Source organism: Pseudomonas sp. NFX224 (assembly GCF_048565165.1).
Lineage (GTDB): Bacteria > Pseudomonadota > Gammaproteobacteria > Pseudomonadales > Pseudomonadaceae > Aquipseudomonas.
Window position 1 is genome coordinate 1,296,472 of the sequence record NZ_CP183416.1, and the last position, 17,328, is coordinate 1,313,799.

The 17,328-nt window shown below is 59.3% G+C and carries 19 protein-coding genes; all 19 read right to left on the reverse strand.

The window, feature by feature from the left end; translation table 11 throughout:
• Positions 1-82 precede the first annotated feature (82 nt).
• The 19 genes from araH to fabG all read right to left on the reverse strand — a co-directional run bounded on the left by araH (position 83) and on the right by fabG (position 17,322).
• Positions 83-1,051: an L-arabinose ABC transporter permease AraH gene (gene araH, locus ACNYC6_RS05685; protein ID WP_056856300.1), complete on the reverse strand. Its 969-nt coding sequence runs from the start codon at positions 1,049-1,051 to the stop codon at positions 83-85.
• A 12-nt stretch (positions 1,052-1,063) separates the two neighbouring features.
• Positions 1,064-2,608, reverse strand: coding sequence for an L-arabinose ABC transporter ATP-binding protein AraG (gene araG / locus ACNYC6_RS05690; RefSeq protein WP_419711466.1), 1,545 nt, complete (start codon positions 2,606-2,608; stop codon positions 1,064-1,066).
• Positions 2,609-2,672: 64 nt separating this feature from the next.
• Entirely contained in the window at positions 2,673-3,677 is a 1,005-nt protein-coding gene (locus ACNYC6_RS05695) for a substrate-binding domain-containing protein (protein ID WP_419711467.1), read from the reverse strand.
• A 129-nt stretch (positions 3,678-3,806) separates the two neighbouring features.
• On the reverse strand, positions 3,807-4,625 hold the full coding sequence (locus ACNYC6_RS05700) for an SDR family oxidoreductase (RefSeq protein ID WP_419711468.1): 819 nt from the start codon (positions 4,623-4,625) through the stop codon (positions 3,807-3,809).
• Positions 4,626-4,750: 125 nt separating this feature from the next.
• A complete protein-coding gene (locus ACNYC6_RS05705) occupies positions 4,751-5,626 on the reverse strand; it encodes an SMP-30/gluconolactonase/LRE family protein (protein ID WP_419711469.1) in 876 nt (291 codons plus the stop codon).
• Between the two features lie 45 nt (positions 5,627-5,671).
• Positions 5,672-6,388 carry a FadR/GntR family transcriptional regulator gene (locus ACNYC6_RS05710; RefSeq protein WP_419711470.1) on the reverse strand — a complete coding sequence of 239 codons (717 nt, stop codon included), beginning with the start codon at positions 6,386-6,388 and terminating at the stop codon, positions 5,672-5,674.
• Between the two features lie 82 nt (positions 6,389-6,470).
• On the reverse strand, positions 6,471-7,031 hold the full coding sequence (locus ACNYC6_RS05715; RefSeq protein ID WP_419711471.1) for a DUF1285 domain-containing protein: 561 nt from the start codon (positions 7,029-7,031) through the stop codon (positions 6,471-6,473).
• A gap of 16 nt (positions 7,032-7,047) precedes the next feature.
• Positions 7,048-7,656 (reverse strand): DUF4823 domain-containing protein, encoded by a 609-nt coding sequence (locus ACNYC6_RS05720; protein ID WP_419711472.1) that lies wholly within the window; start codon positions 7,654-7,656, stop codon positions 7,048-7,050.
• A gap of 174 nt (positions 7,657-7,830) precedes the next feature.
• Entirely contained in the window at positions 7,831-8,799 is a 969-nt protein-coding gene (locus ACNYC6_RS05725) for a GTP 3',8-cyclase MoaA (protein WP_419711473.1), read from the reverse strand.
• Positions 8,800-8,937: 138 nt separating this feature from the next.
• Complete coding sequence (locus tag ACNYC6_RS05730) at positions 8,938-9,576, reverse strand: TetR/AcrR family transcriptional regulator (RefSeq protein ID WP_034149949.1); 639 nt, start codon at positions 9,574-9,576, stop codon at positions 8,938-8,940.
• Between the two features lie 342 nt (positions 9,577-9,918).
• Positions 9,919-10,704: a TatD family hydrolase gene (locus tag ACNYC6_RS05735; RefSeq protein ID WP_419711474.1), complete on the reverse strand. Its 786-nt coding sequence runs from the start codon at positions 10,702-10,704 to the stop codon at positions 9,919-9,921.
• A 15-nt stretch (positions 10,705-10,719) separates the two neighbouring features.
• Entirely contained in the window at positions 10,720-11,076 is a 357-nt protein-coding gene (locus tag ACNYC6_RS05740; RefSeq protein ID WP_419711475.1) for a PilZ domain-containing protein, read from the reverse strand.
• A gap of 42 nt (positions 11,077-11,118) precedes the next feature.
• Complete coding sequence (locus ACNYC6_RS05745) at positions 11,119-12,105, reverse strand: DNA polymerase III subunit delta' (RefSeq protein ID WP_419711476.1); 987 nt, start codon at positions 12,103-12,105, stop codon at positions 11,119-11,121.
• Positions 12,098-12,730 carry a dTMP kinase gene (tmk, locus tag ACNYC6_RS05750; protein WP_419711477.1) on the reverse strand — a complete coding sequence of 211 codons (633 nt, stop codon included), beginning with the start codon at positions 12,728-12,730 and terminating at the stop codon, positions 12,098-12,100. Before tmk ends, ACNYC6_RS05745 begins: the two co-directional genes overlap by 8 nt.
• Positions 12,731-12,749: 19 nt before the next feature.
• Positions 12,750-13,979, reverse strand: coding sequence for an endolytic transglycosylase MltG (gene mltG / locus ACNYC6_RS05755; protein ID WP_419711478.1), 1,230 nt, complete (start codon positions 13,977-13,979; stop codon positions 12,750-12,752).
• Positions 13,976-14,797 carry an aminodeoxychorismate lyase gene (pabC, locus tag ACNYC6_RS05760; protein WP_419711479.1) on the reverse strand — a complete coding sequence of 274 codons (822 nt, stop codon included), beginning with the start codon at positions 14,795-14,797 and terminating at the stop codon, positions 13,976-13,978. Before pabC ends, mltG begins: the two co-directional genes overlap by 4 nt.
• Positions 14,797-16,041, reverse strand: a complete 1,245-nt coding sequence (gene fabF, locus ACNYC6_RS05765; protein ID WP_419711480.1) for a beta-ketoacyl-ACP synthase II — start codon at positions 16,039-16,041, stop codon at positions 14,797-14,799. The genes pabC and fabF overlap by 1 nt, the downstream gene beginning before the upstream one ends.
• Before the next feature lie 109 nt (positions 16,042-16,150).
• Positions 16,151-16,387, reverse strand: coding sequence for an acyl carrier protein (gene acpP, locus ACNYC6_RS05770; RefSeq protein WP_003175607.1), 237 nt, complete (start codon positions 16,385-16,387; stop codon positions 16,151-16,153).
• Between the two features lie 191 nt (positions 16,388-16,578).
• A complete protein-coding gene (gene fabG / locus ACNYC6_RS05775) occupies positions 16,579-17,322 on the reverse strand; it encodes a 3-oxoacyl-ACP reductase FabG (protein WP_419711481.1) in 744 nt (247 codons plus the stop codon).
• Between the last annotated feature and the right edge of the window lie 6 nt (positions 17,323-17,328).

A 17,328-nucleotide genomic window follows, 5' to 3' on the forward strand; every position in this document is an offset into this window, starting at 1 on the left:
CAAATTCCTCGATCAGAACAGAGGTTTTGGGGCCGCTTCGCAGCCCAACGGGAGCAAGCTCCCTCGCCACAGAGGTGGGGTGTCAGCGCTGTTTCAGTCGATCGATCACCACCGCCAGCAACAAAATCGAACCCCGAATCACATACTGATAAAACGTATCGATGTTCTTCAGGTTCATCGCATTTTCGATGATCGCCAGAATCAGCACCCCGGCAATCACGTGCCGGATCATGCCGATCCCGCCGCTCAATGACACCCCGCCCAGCACGCAAGCCGAGATCACCGTCAATTCAAAACCCTGGCCGATCATTGGCTGGCCCGAGGTCATGCGCGAAGCGAGGATCACCCCGGCCAACGCACCGATCACACCGTGCACGGCGAAGATGATGATCTTGGTCCGGTCGACGTTCACACCGGCCAGCAACGCCGCTTCCTGGTTACCGCCAATGGCCATGGTGTTGCGACCGTAGGTGGTGTAATTCAGCAGCCAGCCGAAGAACAGGAAGCAGACGATGGTGATCAGGATCGGCACCGGCACGCCGAACAACTGGCCGTTGCCGAAGACGAAGAACGATTCCTGCGACACCCCCACCGCTTTACCGTTGGCGAATATGTACGCCAGACCACGCACGATCTGCATGGTCGCCAGCGTGGTGATCAACGCATTGACCCGCAGCTTGGCGATCACGATGCCATTGATCAGGCCGACGATCAGCCCCATCACCAATGCCGCACCGACGCCGAGCAGCACACTGTCGGTATCGCGCATCACCACCGCCGCAACCACGCCCGCGCAGGCAATCACCGAACCCACCGACAAGTCGAAATGCCCGGACGCCAGGCAATACAACATGGTGCACGCCGCGATCCCGGTAGTGGAAATCGCCAGGCCGAGGCCGCGCATGTTCAGTGGCGAAAGGAAGTTGTCGATCAGCAAAGTGCAAAGTACGAAGATCCCGACGGCCGCCAGCAACATCACCCAGTCATCGAGAAAGCGCCGCAGGTCCAGAGGTTTGCGTGCAGTCGGCAGGGTTTCATTTTGGGTTGTCATCATAGTCACCTCTCAGTTCGCCACGCCGTCAGCGCGTTGGCGCGGCAAAGCCAGTTGCAGCAGGTTGGATTCATTGGCCTGTTCGCGGCTCAGTTCGCCGCGCAATGCGCCTTCACACAGCACCAGGATGCGGTCGGAAATGCCCATCACTTCCATCAGGTCGCTGGACACCACGATCACCGAGATGCCATCCGCCGCCAGGTTGTGGATGATCTGGTAGATCTCGGCCTTGGCGCCGATGTCGATGCCGCGGGTCGGTTCATCGAGCAACAGGACTTTCATCGGCATCGACAGCCAGCGGCCAAGAATGGCCTTCTGCTGGTTACCGCCGGACAGAAATTTGATCTGTTGGCCGGCGTGCGGCGTTTTCACTTTCAACGCCTTGATCTGTTTGTCGGCGTTGCCCTTTTCCCACAGCCCGCGCAACAGGCAACCGAAAGTGGAATGCGCACCACGGGCGCTGATATTGATGTTCTCGGCAACGCTCGCCAGCGGCAGGATGCCCTCCTTCTTGCGGTCTTCCGGACAGAGCAGAATCCCCGCCGAAATCGCATCACGTGGCGAGCGCAGTTTCAGTTCATGGCCGCGCAATTCCAAACGCCCTGCGCTGTTGCGCTCCAGGCCGCTGAGCAGGCGAAACAGTTCCGTGCGCCCCGCTCCCACCAATCCGAACAACCCGAGAATCTCACCCTTGTGCGCTTCGAAACTCACCGGTTCGCGCAGTCCTGGCCCAAGCAGGCCATCGACCTTCAACGCCACCGCACCCCGCGGGCGCGAGCGATAGTCGTAGATGTCCTGGATGTCACGACCGACCATGCACGTGACCAATTGATCGTGGGTCAGCTCACTCATGTCTTCGAAGGTGCGTACGTAGCGACCGTCCTTGAACACCGTCACCGCGTTGCAGATGCGGAATACTTCTTCCATGCGATGGGAGACGTACAGCACCACTTTGCCCTCGTCGCGCAGGCGACCGATGATCGCCATCAAGCGATCGATCTCCCGCGCCGAAAGGCTGCTGGTGGGTTCATCGAAAGCAATCACATGGGCGCCACGGGACAAGGCCTTGGCGATTTCCACCAGTTGCCGCTGACCGAGGGACAGGCGCCCGACCTTCTCCTGCGGATCAATTTCGTCGGCCAGGCCCTTGAGGCAGGCCAGTGCCTGCTGGCGCAACGTGCTGCGATTGATCAGGCCGAAACTGGCTGGCAAGTGCCCGAGAAAGAGGTTTTCCGCCACGGTCATTTCCGGCACCAGATGCAGTTCCTGGTGGATCACCGCGACGCCACTGCCGATACTGTCGGCGGTGGATCTGAAGGCCATCGTCTGCTCGCCGATCTGCAGGTCGCCGCTGCTCGGGATGTAGGCGCCGCCGAGGATTTTCAGCAGCGTCGATTTGCCGGCGCCGTTCTCGCCCATCAACGCATGAACCTGCCCCGGGTGGGCGACGAAGCTGATACCGTCCAAAGCCTTCACGCCGGGAAAGGTCTTGCCGATCCCGTTGAAGCGCAAGCTGCCGCCGGCATTGTGTTGTTGTACTTGTGTTTGCGCGTGCATAACCACCTCATCACACGGATCAGGCAACCCCGTTGCCGGGGTTGCCGATGAAATCAACCGGCCTTCAGTTCCACAGGCCGATCTTTTCCAGTTCCTGCTTGAAGTTGTCGCGGGTGATCAGCGTCACGTCGTCCATGGCGGTGTACTTCGCCGGTTCTTTGCCGGTAGTGACCCACTCGTACATCATGCTGGCAGTGTTGTAGCCCTCGATGTGCGGGCTCGGCAGCATCGAGCCGTAGAAACCGCTGTTGGGCTTTTTCAGCTCGCCGATGGCGTCGGTGCCGTTGATGCCGATGCCGATCACGTTCGCCGCAGCGAAGCCGGCCGCTTCCGTGGCACGCACGCCGCCCAGTACGGTGTTGTCGTTCATGCCGCCGATGATCAGGTTTTTCGCCGCGCCCGGCAGTTTCACCAGCGCCGAGTTGGTGGCGTCCATGCTGCCCGGCACGTCGAGGGTTTTCAGGGCGGCGAAGAGGATGTGGTCTTTCGGCATGCCGGCGTCCTCGAGGGATTTCACCGAGCCGTCGGTGCGTTTCTTGCCGGTGTCGAGTTCGTTGTAGGTGTTAATCACCGCGTAGGTGTCTTTCCAGTCCCAGCCACGTTTTTTCGCTTCGGTGGCCATGGCGCTGCCTTGTTTCTGGCCAACTTCGAACGCGGCCATGCCGAGGTACGGCACGTCCTCCATGAACTTGCCGCTGGCGTCGACAAAACGGTCATCGACAGCAATCACTTTCAACCCGTTGAGCTTGGCCTTGGCCATGATCGCCGGACCGAGGGATACGTCCGGCGGGCAGATCACGAAGCCCTTGGCGCCGTTCGCCGCCAGGCTATCGATGGCCGACAGGGTTTTCTCGCCATCCGGCACGGCGATCTTGATCAGGGTGAAGCCCTTCTCCTTGCCGGCTTTTTCGGCGAACGCCCATTCGGTCTGGAACCAGGGTTCTTCCGCTTGCTTGACTAGAAAACCGATTTTCACTTCCTCGGCCGCCAGCAGCGTGCTGCTGAGGTTGACCGCCGAAACCGCCAGGGCGGCACAGCACAGGGTACGGATGGCACGACGACGATTCATAAGCTGACTCCTTGTTGTTCTTGTTGAGTGTTCTTTGAAAATCATGGAGCGGTGTAGCCATACTGCCAATAGTCATATCGTATGATGATTGGATTTCAGTCGTAGCAAGACGCCCGAAATCCCGGGCACTCAGTCGTGGTACATCACCGAGCGCCCACCATCGATGGTGATGCATGAGGCATTGATGAATGGCGCTTCATCACTGGCCAGGAACACGGCGGTCATGGCCACTTCGATCGGCTGGCCGATGCGCTTGGGCGGATGCAGGTCAAGGGCACGCTGACGCTCGGCGTGAGGGTCGGCAAAGCCGTTCCAGTAGTCGACGTTCAGTTGGGTTTCGATGTAGCCCGGTGCGATGGCGTTGACGCGAATGCCCTTGGGCGCGTACTCGATACCCAAGGCGCGGGTCAGGCCGAGCAAACCGTGCTTGGCCACCGGGTACGGAAAGCAACCCGCAATGATGTGGGAAGAATGGGTGGAAGCGATGTTGATGATGCTGCCGATGCCCTGCTCGATCATCTGCGGCAATACAGCCTTGCAGCCGTACCAGGCACCATCGAGGTCGATGGCGAAGCAACGGCGCCAGTCATCCTCGGTCATTTCCAGCGGATCACGGAACACGTTGACGCCGGCGCAGTTGACCAGCACGTCAATCCGCCCGTAACGCTCGACCGCCAATTTGGCCATCGCATGCAAATCCTGCTGACGCGAAACGTCGGCCTTGATCGCCACGACATCGGCGCCTTTGTCCCGCCAATGCACCGCAACCTTTTCGACTTTTTCCGCCTGGATGTCACTGATGATCAGCTTGGCTTGCTGGGACGCAAAGGTCGCGACAATCGCCTCGCCGATGCCTTGGGCGGCGCCGGTCAGCAGCACCACTTTGTTTTTCAGGCGCTCGCCCTTGGGCGGATTGGGCGCCTCTGGCAAAGAAAGGGGTTCAGCCATGGATCGTTGCATCACTTCACCTGTTTTGTTTTTTTAAGTGTGAGTGCGTGTAACTGATGGAGCCGACTATAAACCCGGCCCGCAGAAAATCTCAATATATATATTTACATCCCACATTTAGGGATTTACCCGGCGAATCGAGTACACAGCGTTCCAGGCACGTCGACGCGAATCGCCAACACTGCGCCGTCCAGTGGATGCCCGAGCGGGCTCGCGGCACTGGTGATGTACAAGGTTTTCAAGTCAGCATCGCCGAATACAGAACTGGTTGGACGGCTGACGGGAAGTTCGAGCACCCGGTCGACTTTGCCCTCCGGTGACAGCCGGAGCAGGCAACTGCCGTCCCAGCGAGCGTTCCAGACAAACCCTTCGGCATCCATCGCCGAGCCATCCGGGCCGCCGCGCGAGTGAGGCCCCAACCAGGCCTGAGCCGGTTCAAGGTTGCCGTCGGTTCGGATGAAGTGTCGATACAACGTGCCGTCGAGGCTGTCGCCGAAATACACGGTGGTGGCGTCATCGCTCCATAGCAACGTATTGGGAATGCCCAGTCCTCGCAGCAGCGGTGTCACCCGCGCATCGCGATCAATGCGGAACAACCCACCGGAACGCTGCTTGATAGGCAAGTCTTCGCCCTGCTCACCAATGTTGTTTTGCATGGTGCCGAGCCAGAGTCGGCCCTGGTTGTCGCAACGGGCCTCGTTGGCGCGATTGCCCGGCTGCGGATCGGCGACACAGAACAAAGTCAGTCGTGGCTCCAGGCCAGGGGAATCCAGATCAAGCCGATACACGCCGCTGCTCAACGTCACCAGCGCATCGCCGCTTGCGCAGGGGATGAACGCCGACACGTGCTCCGGCATCTGCCAGATCTGCACATTGGCGCCGATCAACCGCAGCGCTTGCTTGCCGGCGATGTCCACCCAATACAGCGCCTGGGTCGGCGCATCCCAGAACGGACCTTCGCCCAGCTGTGCCCGGTGTTCGGTAACCGCGGTCAACGTCATGAAACCTCCTGCATTGTTCTTGTTTTTATCTGTGGTTCTTTTCTATCAGCCAGCTTTTTTATCGGCCATGACTTGCGGGTAATAGCGCTTGATGGCCAGGTCGGCGTTGTCGATCAGGGTCATGCAGGCCCAGACACCCCGAGCAGCGTCGCGGGCGGCGATGGCGTCGGCCATGTCTTTGTGAATCGGCAAGGTTCGACGCAATTCCTCTGGGTCGGCAGCGGAGACTTCAAAGCACACCGCCAGCAACGCGCCGAGGGCCGGGACCATTTGTTCGATGAATTGATTGTGGCTGGCGGCGAGTATGCATTCGTGGAAGAGCTGGTCGGCACGGTTGTAGTCGATGCCGCTGTCCACCGCCCGCGCCAGGGCGTTGTAAGCGAGCAGAATGGCCTCAACCTGCGGGACAGTCGCGCGTTCGCAAGCCCAGCGTACGGCCATGGGCTCGATGGTGCGACGCAGGTCGAGCAAATCGTCGACGAAGTTTTCCGGCAAACCGCTGCGCGACAACCAACCCACGACTTGCGGATCGAAGAGGTTCCAGCGCCGCACCGGCAACACCCGCGTACCGACCTTCGGCCCGACTTCGAGCATGCCTTTGGCAACCAGGGTCTTGATGGCTTCGCGAATGACCGTGCGACTGACACCGAGTTGTTCGCCGAGATCGGCTTCGACCTTGAGCGCTTCACCGGGCTTGACCTGCCCGGTGGCGATCCAGCAACCCAGCCAATCGACTGTCGACGCATGAAAGCTGCTGGACATGGACACCTCAATGCCGTTCGCGATGGAGGCCAACGCTAATCATCATATGATTGGGTGTCAATTTTTATCTTACGATCAGCCGCTAGGGCTCAAGCCCGATCGGGAAAAACTCACCACCGCTCCACACGCCCAGCCAGCGCTGGCCATCGATCTCGCGAGTGACCGCCAACGCCACCAACTGATAGAAAACATTGCGATGGATCAGCGCCTCGAGATTGGTGCGTACATGCACGTAGGGCGCCGGTTCCTGGGTATCCGGATCGATCACCACGCGAATGGGATGCTCGACGCCCGCTTCAGCGGTCTCATCAACGTTGGTGGTGAAACGCAAGACCTGCGCCTCGCCCTCGCCTTCCACGTCCACGGCAATCGCCACGAACGGTGCGTCGTCGACCTTGATGCCGACCTTCTCGACTGGGGTGATGAGGAAATAATCATCGCCGTCGCGGCGAATGATGGTGGAGAACAGCTTGACCATCGGCTTGCGCCCAATCGGCGTGCCCAGGTAATACCAGGTGCCGTCGCGGGCGATGCGCATGTCGATGTCGCCGCAGAAGTCGGGGTTCCACAAGTGGACCGGTGGCAAGCCTTTGGTCTTGGGGATTTGCCCCAGCAGGTCGTTGGCTTTTTGCGGGCCACTCATGGCGTTCTCCTTGAAATTACTGGTCGCTGAGCCCCAACAGGCTGCGAGCATATTGCTCCAGCGGCGGGCCCATCAGGTCTTCTGGCTTCTCATCGTGGAACGTCAGTAATCCGCCACGACTCTTGATGCGTGCAGTATCAATCAAATACTGGGTGCTGGTCTCTATCAACATGATCTGAATCACGCCGGTATCGACACCCAAACGATCCAGGGCTTCTTGATCCAGCCATTCGTCCGAGTTACCGATGCGGTCATCGGACTTGGCGAAACGTGTGTAGAGCAGGTAATGAGCGCCGACGGCGCGGGCTTCACTCATGGCCTGATCAAGGCCTTCCGGCACGCGAGCGCGGCGAACCATCGGGAAGTACTCGATAAAACCGTCGAACGCGACTTCGGCAATCACGTTTGGCCTCGGGTAAACGGCACTGCCCGGCGGCATAAACGCGCCCTGAGCGATGTAGACGAACGAGTCCGGCTGAATGCGCAGGTTATTCACGCGGCGGCTGTCGCTGTGATCCAGCAAGCCCGCATCGCTCATATGGTAGCGAGTCCCTTCGGCCATATCGCTGACATTCATGCAGCCACCAAGCGCCATAACGGCCAGCAGCAAAACCAGGCTACGCATCCTATCCTCCAGAGGCCGGTGACGGAAATCCGGCGAATGGCCGTGGGATGCAGCTTTTGCGCCAGTTCTAGCTCATCGCGAGCAGGCTCGCTCCACAGTTGTTCTGTGGTGAACACAAGTTATGTGATCGATGCAAATTAGTGTGGGAGCGAGCCTGCTCGCGATGAGGCCGGTTCAGCCGCCAATGATTTTCATGACAGTTGCGCCACCGGAGAACGCCACTTCCTGTTTGTCGCCCAAGGCTTTCACCAGCAGTCGTTGCAAGGCGGGCAGTGCCTGATGACGCGGCTTGTCGAGCAGGTCGCCGACATAGTGCCGGTTACTCGACGACAGGCAGCCATGCAGCCAGCCCGTGGAAGAAAGGCGCAGCCGTGAACAGGTACGACAGAACGGTACGCTTTCGTTGGCGATCACGCCGAAATGCCCAAGCCCCGGGATCTCGTAGCGCACCGCCGTGGCATCAACCGGCGCATCAGCTTGCAGATACTCGTAGCGCTCGCCGATCAGACTCAGCAACTGCTGGAGGCTGACGAACTGTTGCAGGAAGGCATTGGAGTCGCTGGCCAGATGGCCCATGCGCATCAGCTCGATGAAACGCAGTTCATAACCACGCTCCAGGCAGTAATCGAGCAGCGGCATCACCTGATCGAGGTTCTGACCGCGCAACGGCACCATGTTGACCTTAATCTTCATGCCGGCCGCACGGGCCTGCTCCATGCCGTCGAGCACCGTCGCCAGATCACCGCCACGGGCGATGCCGCGGAAGGCACTGGCGTCGAGGGTATCGAGGGAAACGTTGATGCGCCGAATGCCGGCTTCCACCAGCAGCGGTAGCTTTTTCGCCAGCAATTGACCATTGGTGGTCAGGCTGATGTCTTGCAGACCCATACGCCCTACCGCAGTCATGAAGGTTTCGAGTTTTGGACTCACCAGCGGTTCGCCGCCGGTGATGCGCAGGCGCTCGATGCCCGCGGCTTCGATCAGATAAGCCACACCGCGTGCCATGGCCTCGGCCGACAACTCATCCTGCGCAGCCACCAGCCGCTTGCCGTTGGGCACGCAGTAGGTACACGCGTAATTGCAGGCTGAGGTCAGGCTGACTCGCAAATTGCGAAAACGCCTGCCTTGACGGTCAACGATCATGGTCACTCCGGCGGAAGAATATTCGGACCGCTAAAACTTGACTCACAAATCAAGTTTTAGCAAGTCCCTTGCCTGAGTATATTCCTGCGGTACTGCGCCATGTAGCGAAATAATGGCGCAATCAGGCGGCTGAATGGCTCAGCTGCTCGGGGTGTCGGTGTCACGCTTGCGCTTGTTGCCCATGCGCACGCCGATGTCCATCAGGAACTGGAAGAAACCTTCCTGATCTTCCAGCACATTGCTCCAGAACGGCGAGTGGTACAGCGCCACGGCACCGTGCACCAGCGCCCAGGACGCGCAGTAATGGAAGTATGGCGGCACGTCTTCAAGCTTGCCTTCGCTGATCCGGCCCTTGATCAGCAGGGTCAGACGCTCGAAATTCGAGGCACGGATCTTGTGCAGCTCCTCGATCATCTCCGGCACCTGGTTGCCCTTGACCACCTTTTCTTCCAGGCGATCGAACAAGCGATAGCGTTGCGGATCGCGCATGCGGAATTCGAAGTAGGCGCGGGATAGGGCTTCCTTGTCCTTGTCGACGTCGGCCGAGTGCAACAGCTCGTTCAAATCGCGCTCGTAGTCGAGCATCAGGCGCAGGTAAATCTCGGCCTTGGACTTGAAGTGCTTGTAGATCGTGCCTTTGCCGATACCGACGGCATCAGCAATCATCTCGACGGTGACACTGTCTTCACCTTGTTCGAGGAACAGCTTGAGCGCGGTATCGAGAATTTCTTGCTCGCGGCGACGAAACTCACGGACCTTACGAGGTTCTTTATGCATAAGAAAAGGTCTGTAGGGGTCAAAATTCGAAGCCGCGTATTATGCCTAACTTGCGCCAAAATGCACGGATCATCCGACCATATCTGTGTTTTCTGGTCATTTCGCGCACGCAAACCGGTTGATGAGAACTCTTCCGAAGCGCCCGTATTCCAAATTTGTTTAAAAACCGCGGCCGACAAACTGGACTCGGCGAAATACTGATCAATACTTGAACTGTCGGCGAGACATCTCCCCCAAGTGTCGCGCCGATATTGGTACCAACGGACCGCGTACCATTGTTTTACTCCTAATGGTCTTAACCCGGATTCACCCCCCAGAACCCGGGTTTTTTTTGCCTGCGATTTAACCTTTCACATGGGCCAGCGGGAACAACCGCTTGAAGTTTTCGGTGGTCTGCCCGGCAAACCGCTCGTAGGACTCACCACGCAACATTGCCAGAAATTCCGCTACTTCGCGTACGTACTGCGGCAGGTTCGGTTTGCCTCGGTGCGGGATCGGTGCCAAGTACGGCGAATCGGTTTCCACCAGCAAGCGGTCAGCCGGCACCTTGCTCGCCACATCGCGCAACGCGTCGGCATTGCGGAAAGTGACAATCCCGGACAGGGAGATGTAATAACCCATGTCCAGCGCGGCTTTCGCCATGTCCCAGTCCTCGGTAAAGCAATGCAGCACGCCGGCCTGGGGCAACGCCGCGTCACGCAGCAGATTCAGGGTATCGGCGCGGGCGCCACGGGTGTGGATGATCACCGGTTTGCCTGTCTGCTGCGCCGCTTGCAGGTGCAACCTGAAGGAATCTTGCTGCAACTCTGCCGCTTCCGGCTCGTAGTGGTAATCCAGGCCGGTTTCACCGATGGCTACTACACGCGGGTGATTGAGTTCGTGCAACAGCCAGTCCAGCGCGGGCGCCGCGCCCGGCTGTACATCCAGCGGATGCACGCCGACCGAACAGTCTACGTCGTCATACTTTTCGGCGAGAGCCTTAACGTCGGCGGCATTGTCGGCGCTGACACCAATACACAAAAAGTGCCCCACTCCGCGCTGGCGGGCCGCGTCGAGGGCGGCATCCAGGGAGCCGTCATGGGCGGCGAGGTCGAGGCGATCAAGGTGACAATGGGAATCTACGAGCATAAAAATGGCTGCAACTTACATCGTATAAGTGGGACGGTCGGACTTAAGCGCTCCGGCCAGATGGGTTTCGATTCGACTGCGCGCGGTATTGTCGCCTTCGTTGAACTGTACGCCGACCCCGCCGGCGCGGTTACCCTGGGCGCCTTTGGGGGTGACCCAGGTGACCTTGCCGGCCACCGGGATCTTTTCCGCCTCGTCAAACAAGTGCAGCAGCATGAATACCTCGTCGCCCAACTTGTAGCTCTTGTTGGTCGGGATAAACAGGCCGCCGTTCTTGATGAACGGCATGTAGGCCGCGTAAAGCACGGACTTGTCCTTGATGGTCAGGGACAAAATGCCGTTGCGCGGGCCGGGGCTGACGGGTTCATTCATGCTGACCTCCACTGCTGATGAACAGAGTCTAGGCGCAGACGATCACCTCTGGGTAGGCAAGGACGCCCATTGCACCAGCAGGGCCTCCAGCAACAACACCCGATTGAGGTTGGCTTTGCTCAACACTTTCTGGCGCTGGGCGAGGATCCAGTCCTGGATATTCAGGACTTTGTCCTGAGCGGTTTTCTGCGCCAGGTATTGAATAACCTTGCGCATGTCCGTCAATCCGAGCCCCTCTTCGTCCTGGGTCAGCTGATAGCGCAGGATCAGGCTCGACCAGTCGCAGAACCAATCAAACAACAGTAACAACGGGATCGCATTCCAGCCTTCCGCCAGCTGTGTCGGCGATTGCTGCTGCTTGAGCAACTTCTTCACGCCTTCGACCACCTGCGCGCGTTGATCACGCACACCTTGGGCGTGCAGATTGACTGCGGCCAATGGCGAACCCGCCGCCAAGGTCAGAAGCTCGACACGCTCCTCCTGCGAGCAGTCCGGCAGCGCCTGGGCCAGCCACGCCAGGCTCATGGCCTCGCTCGGCAGCGGACAGGCCTGTTGCACGCAACGACTCTTGATGGTCGGCAACAGGCGGCTGGTCTGGTGGCTGACCAGCAGCAACACTGTATTGCCGGACGGCTCTTCCAGACTTTTGAGCAAGGCGTTGGCAGCGTTGATGTTCATCGACTCGACCGGCTCGATCAGCACCACTTTGCGCCCGCCCAGTTGCGCGGTCTGCACCACGAAGCTGACCAGATCCCGAACCTGATCGACCTTGATCGCCTTGTCGGCCTCTTCAGGCTCCAGGATGTAGTTATCGGGGTGGCTGCCGGCCTTGAGCAGCAGGCAGGATTTGCATTCGCCACAAGCATTTTGCGCGGTTGGACGCTGGCACAGCAGGCTGGCCATCAAGCGCTCGGCCAGCGCCCGCTTACCGATCCCGGCCGGGCCATGCAGCAAATAGGCATGGGCGTGTTGCGCACGCCCGGCCAGTTGCTGCCAGAGACTGTCCTGCCACGGATAGGCTTCAGCCACGGGTCAACTCCAGCAGACGTGGCAACAAGGTATCCAGCGATTGCTGAACCTGCGCCAGCGGCTGCGCGGCGTCGATCAGCACGTATCGCGCCGGTTCCGCCGCAGCGCGCTTGAGGAAAGCACTGCGCACGGCATCGAAAAAGGTCCGGCCTTCCAGTTCGAAACGATCAAGGCGTCCGCGGGCACTGGCGCGGGCCAGGCCGACTTCTACCGGCAGATCGAAAATCAGCGTCAGGTCGGGATGCAGATCGCCCTGCACAAAGGTTTCCAGTGCCGCGATACGCTCCAGCGACAAACCGCGGCCGCCCCCCTGATAGGCATAGGTCGAATCGGTGAAACGATCACACAAGACCACCGCACCACGGGCCAACGCCGGGCGAATCACCTCGGCCAGATGCTGGGCACGCGCAGCGAACACCAGCAGCAACTCGGTGTCCGGATTCATAACCTCATCGACCGGTGCCAGCAGCACTTCACGAATGCGCTCGGCCAACGGTGTACCGCCCGGTTCGCGGGTCAGCACCACTTCGATACCCGCCGCGCGCAAGCACTCGGCCAGGTATTCACGATTGGTGCTTTTACCGGCGCCTTCCGGGCCTTCCAGCGTAATAAACAAGCCAGTCACAGGCAGTCCTTAGTCAGAGTCATTGCGAGTTTTGCGGCGCGGCTGCATCCGGTGTGGGTGTTGGTTCGGGCTCAGGCTCTTGTGGCGGCACTTGCGGCACTGTCTCGGGAGCGGTGTCCGGTGATGCGGCCGGGATCGGGGCCTGGCCCTGCTCAGCCTGAGGTTCCACAGCCTGAGATTGTTCAACCGGAGCTTGCGGCGTTTCCGGCGCAGTAACAGGTGCCGGGCTGGAGCGGTAATCGGCGCGCCGCTTCAGTTGATACTCTCGCACAGCGTTGTTGTGGGCATCCAGATCGTCGGAGAACACATGACTGCCGTCACCGCGAGCCACGAAGTAAAGACTACTGCCCTCCACCGGATTCAGCGCCGCGTGGATGGCTTCGCGGCCGACCATGGCAATCGGGGTCGGCGGCAAGCCGGAAATCATGTAAGTGTTGTAAGGGGTCGCTTCCTTGAGGTGGGCTCGGGTCAGCTTGCCGCTGTAGCGATCCCCCAGGCCATAGATCACCGTCGGGTCGGTCTGCAACAGCATGCCAATCGCCATGCGTCGCACGAACACGCCGGCAATCTGCCCGCGCTCCTGTGGCACGCCGGTTTCTTTCTCGACCAGCGAGGCCATTATCAGCGCTTGATAAGGTCCGCTATACGGCAAATCGGTTGCACGCTGATTCCACTCCTTGGCAAGGACCTCATCGAGACGATCGTAAGCCGTCTTCAACAGCTCGACGTCACTCATCCCCCGCACGAAGCGGTAGGTGTCAGGGAAGAATCGCCCCTCAGGGAAAATCCCGGCATGACCGAGCTTGTCCATGACCTGGCTATCGCTCAGACCGTTGAGGGTCTGTTCGATTTTTTCCTCTTTGGCCAGCGCAGCTCGGACTTGATGGAAATTCCAGCCTTCGACCAGGGTCAGGCTGTATTGCACCATTTCCCCGCGCTTCCACAGGTCGATCAGACCTTCGACAGTCATGCCGGGTGTCATGCGGTATTCGCCACTGTGCAGCGGCTGTTTCGGCAGGTTGAAGCGCCAATAGACGCGCAGCCAGAACGCGTCCTTGATGACGCCATCGGCTTCCATTCGCAAAAGGGTGCGGTTCGGTGTGGTGCCCTTCGGCACCTCCAGCAGTTCTTCCTGCGTGATATTCAGCGGTTGCACCAGTGCCGAATGAATTTTCCAGGCAGAAGCACCCAACATCAGCCCTGCCAGAACCAGTCCGGTTTCCAGCAGCAGCAAGAGTTTACGTCTCACGTATCAAGATCCAGTAGCGCGCGGGCAATGGTTTGGAGTTTACGGGTGAGCGGCCCAACCGGCCAGCTCAGTGCGGCATAGGCATGCACCGGCCAGACGCCATACACGCTGTTGCAGACAAAGACCTCATCGGCCGATTGCAGCTGTTCCAGAGGGATGTCGGTGATTTGCACGGGAATGCCAAGTGACTCGGCTTGAAACAATAATTCGGCACGCATCACGCCTTCCACACCGCAGCGTGTGAGATCGGCCGTGATCAACACGCCATCGCGCACCAGGAACAGGTTGCTGAACACACCCTCAATGACCCGATCAGCATGATCGAGCATCAAGCCCTCGGCATGGTCGGAATCTTGCCATTCGGAACGGGCGATGACCTGCTCCAGACGATTGAGGTGCTTGAGGCCGGCGAGTAGCGGTTGGCTGGAGAGCCGAGTTGCGCAAGGGAACAGGCGAATGCCCCGCTCACTATGTACAGCAGGATAAGCAGCAGGAGGATTGCCTTGCAGAATACGTCGCGCCTGGGCCGCAGGATCAGCTGCATAGCCGCGAAGACCGTCGCCGCGAGTGAGGATGAGCTTGAGTACCCCGTCACCCAATGCAGCGGCGTAGGCCAACACTTCATTCCGAATCAGCTCGTGATCGGTGGCAATGCGCAATCGCGAACAACCACCCGCCAAACGCGATAGATGTCGGTCCAGCAACAGCGGCTGTCCGTTGCAGACAGCGATGGTCTCGAACAGACCATCGCCGTAAGCCAGGCCGCGATCCTTCAGCGACAGCGCGTCAGCCGGTTGACCGTCGACCCAGCAGTCCATCAGCCTGCGAACCGGCGGAACACCAGCGAGCCGTTGGTGCCGCCAAAACCGAAGGAGTTGGACAGGACCACATCGATATCCATGTTGCGCGCAGTGTGCGGCACGAAATCGAGGTCGCAGCCTTCGTCCGGCTCATCGAGGTTGATGGTCGGTGGCGCCACCTGGCTGTTGATCGCCAGCACGCTGAAGATCGCTTCAACCGCGCCGGCCGCGCCCAGCAGGTGACCGGTCATGGACTTGGTCGAACTGACGGCCAGGTTGTAGGCGTGCTGGCCAAACACCGATTTGATCGCATTGACTTCCGCGAGGTCGCCTGCAGGCGTCGACGTGCCGTGGGCGTTGATGTACTGCACTTGATCGCCATTGATCTTGGCATCGCGCAGCGCATTGGTGATGCAGCGGGCAGCACCGGCGCCATCGGCGGGTGGCGAGGTCATGTGGTAAGCGTCACCGCTGGTGCCAAAGCCGATCAGTTCGGCGTAGATGGTCGCGCCGCGGGCCTTGGCGTGCTCCAACTCTTCCAGGACCAGTGCACCGGCGCCGTTGGACAGTACGAAGCCATCACGGCCCTTGTCCCATGGACGGCTGGCGCGGGTCGGCTCGTCGTTGCGGGTCGACAAGGCGCGGGAAGCACCGAAGCCGCCCATGCCCAAGCCACAGGCCGCCATTTCGGCGCCGCCGGCGATCATCACGTCGGCTTCGTCGTACATGATGTTGCGTGCAGCCATGCCGATGCAGTGCGTACCGGTGGTACACGCCGTGGCGATGGCATAGTTAGGCCCCTGTGCACCCAGGTGGATGGACAGGAAACCGGAAATCATATTGATGATCGAGCCAGGCACGAAGAACGGAGAAATACGTCGTGGGCCGGTCTCATGCAGGGTGCGGCTGGTTTCTTCGATATTGGTCAGTCCACCAATACCCGAACCCATGGCCACGCCAATGCGCTCACGGTTGGCGTCGGTGACTTCCAGACCGGCATTGCGCACTGCCTGAAAACCTGCGGCCAGACCGTACTGAATGAACAGGTCGAGCTTGCGTGCTTCTTTGAGCGACAGGTATTCCTCGACATTGAAGCCCTTTACCGAGCCGCCAAAACGGGTGGAATAGGCAGAAAGGTCGGTGTGTTCGATCAGACCAATGCCACTGCGGCCAGCCAGAATGCCCTGCCAGCTGCTCGGCACATCCGTGCCCAGTGGCGACAACATACCCATACCGGTGACTACGACGCGTCTACGCGACACAGCACTCTCCTTTTTTCAAATGACGACTTTGCATCAGGCCTAAAGAAAAAACCGCACGCCATGATGGCAGTGCGGTTTTTCCATGACAGCAAGCAACGATTACAAACTATTACGCCTGGTGGCTAGTAACGTAGTCGATTGCAGCTTGTACAGTAGTGATCTTCTCAGCTTCTTCGTCAGGGATTTCGGTCTCGAATTCCTCTTCCAGAGCCATCACCAGCTCAACGGTGTCAAGGGAGTCAGCACCCAGGTCTTCAACGAAGGAAGCAGTGTTGACCACTTCTTCTTCTTTAACGCCCAGTTGCTCGGCAACGATTTTCTTGACGCGCTCTTCGATGGTGCTCATACCTTGTTTTCACTCCTAATGGACAAATTCAGGCAGCTGGCCAGTGGGTAAGTGTATAGAAAGACTTTTCAGCTTTTCAACTGAAAGCTTCACTCCTCAAACCCGGTGACCCTCTGCCTATAAATAGATTGCAGCTTTATAACGGATTTTAGACAGCTCGTATGACATTTTTTTGAAGCAATCCGTCACATTTAACTCATGTACATCCCGCCGTTCACCGGGATTGTAGCCCCAGTAACGTAAGCCGCACCGTCAGAGGCAAGAAAAGCGACCACAGACGCGATCTCTTGAGCTTGTCCCAGACGACCCAGCGGAATCTGCGTCTGCAAGGCTTCACGCTGTGCCTCGGGCAGTTCGCGGGTCATATCGGTGTCGATGAACCCTGGGGCCACCGAGTTGACCGTAATCGAACGCGAACCGACTTCACGCGCCAGTGCACGGCTGAAACCTTCCAGACCGGCCTTGGCGGCAGCGTAGTTTACTTGGCCTGCGTTGCCCATGGCACCCACAACCGAGCCAATACTGATAATTCGTCCCCAACGGGCTTTGGTCATACCGCGCAAAACGCCCTTGGACAGGCGGAACAGACTGTTCAGGTTGGTATCGACAACATCATGCCACTCGTCGTCTTTCATGCGCATCATCAGGTTATCGCGTGTGATGCCGGCATTGTTGACCAGGATCGCCGGCGCACCGAACTGCTCCTGAATGCTCGCCAGGACTGCCGCTACGGACTCATCGCTGGTGACATTGAGTTCCAGGCCTGTGCCCTGAACACCGTTTTCCTTCAGGGTGGCGGCAATGCGCTCAGCGCCCGAAGCGGAAGTCGCGGTGCCCACGACGATGGCGCCCTGACGACCCAGTTCCAGGGCGATAGCCTGGCCGATGCCACGGCTTGCACCGGTGACCAGTGCAACTTTACCTTGCAGACTCATGCAAGT

What these genes read in the sequence shown, in the direction of transcription:
- ACNYC6_RS05740 (WP_419711475.1), bottom strand. Translation starts at nt 11,076, where the DNA reads ATGAATGAACCCGTCAGCCCCGGCCCGCGCAACGGCATTTTGTCCCTG.
- acpP (WP_003175607.1), bottom strand. Translation starts at nt 16,387, where the DNA reads ATGAGCACCATCGAAGAGCGCGTCAAGAAAATCGTTGCCGAGCAACTG.
- ACNYC6_RS05695 (WP_419711467.1), bottom strand. Translation starts at nt 3,677, where the DNA reads ATGAATCGTCGTCGTGCCATCCGTACCCTGTGCTGTGCCGCCCTGGCG.
- ACNYC6_RS05710 (WP_419711470.1), bottom strand. Translation starts at nt 6,388, where the DNA reads ATGTCCAGCAGCTTTCATGCGTCGACAGTCGATTGGCTGGGTTGCTGG.
- araG (WP_419711466.1), bottom strand. Translation starts at nt 2,608, where the DNA reads ATGCACGCGCAAACACAAGTACAACAACACAATGCCGGCGGCAGCTTG.
- araH (WP_056856300.1), bottom strand. Translation starts at nt 1,051, where the DNA reads ATGACAACCCAAAATGAAACCCTGCCGACTGCACGCAAACCTCTGGAC.
- ACNYC6_RS05730 (WP_034149949.1), bottom strand. Translation starts at nt 9,576, where the DNA reads ATGCATAAAGAACCTCGTAAGGTCCGTGAGTTTCGTCGCCGCGAGCAA.
- ACNYC6_RS05735 (WP_419711474.1), bottom strand. Translation starts at nt 10,704, where the DNA reads ATGCTCGTAGATTCCCATTGTCACCTTGATCGCCTCGACCTCGCCGCC.
- ACNYC6_RS05715 (WP_419711471.1), bottom strand. Translation starts at nt 7,031, where the DNA reads ATGAGTGGCCCGCAAAAAGCCAACGACCTGCTGGGGCAAATCCCCAAG.
- ACNYC6_RS05725 (WP_419711473.1), bottom strand. Translation starts at nt 8,799, where the DNA reads ATGATCGTTGACCGTCAAGGCAGGCGTTTTCGCAATTTGCGAGTCAGC.
- fabG (WP_419711481.1), bottom strand. Translation starts at nt 17,322, where the DNA reads ATGAGTCTGCAAGGTAAAGTTGCACTGGTCACCGGTGCAAGCCGTGGC.
- ACNYC6_RS05700 (WP_419711468.1), bottom strand. Translation starts at nt 4,625, where the DNA reads ATGGCTGAACCCCTTTCTTTGCCAGAGGCGCCCAATCCGCCCAAGGGC.
- ACNYC6_RS05705 (WP_419711469.1), bottom strand. Translation starts at nt 5,626, where the DNA reads ATGACGTTGACCGCGGTTACCGAACACCGGGCACAGCTGGGCGAAGGT.
- ACNYC6_RS05720 (WP_419711472.1), bottom strand. Translation starts at nt 7,656, where the DNA reads ATGCGTAGCCTGGTTTTGCTGCTGGCCGTTATGGCGCTTGGTGGCTGC.
- pabC (WP_419711479.1), bottom strand. Translation starts at nt 14,797, where the DNA reads ATGGACTGCTGGGTCGACGGTCAACCGGCTGACGCGCTGTCGCTGAAG.